The 207-nt window shown below is 73.9% G+C and carries 1 protein-coding gene; it reads right to left on the bottom strand.

The genetic code is table 11. The features are described 5' to 3' along the window. A partial coding sequence (locus tag G3I40_RS32665) for a winged helix-turn-helix transcriptional regulator (protein WP_164306224.1) occupies positions 1-172 on the bottom strand: 172 nt, incomplete at its 3' end. Positions 173-207 lie beyond the last annotated feature (35 nt).

Here is a 207-nt window from a genome sequence, read left to right as displayed (position 1 = left end):
GGGAGAGGGTCGGGCCGGTGCCGGTGATCACGCCGTCGCGCTCCAGCCGGTCCAGCCGGGCCTGGAGGGTGCCGCGTGCCACGCCGAGGATGCGCGCGTACTCCCGGACGCTGGTGCGCGGCTGCTCGATCAGCAGGCGCAGGATCCGGGTGTCGAGCGCGTCCACCGCCATGATCCGCCGATCTCCTTCCGAGCCGAGCTGTGCCG

Source organism: Streptomyces sp. SID14478 (assembly GCF_010548525.1).
Taxonomy (GTDB): Bacteria; Actinomycetota; Actinomycetes; order Streptomycetales; family Streptomycetaceae; genus Streptomyces.
Note: the sequence above shows the minus strand (reverse complement) of the source record. Positions and strands in the feature narration are given on the sequence as shown.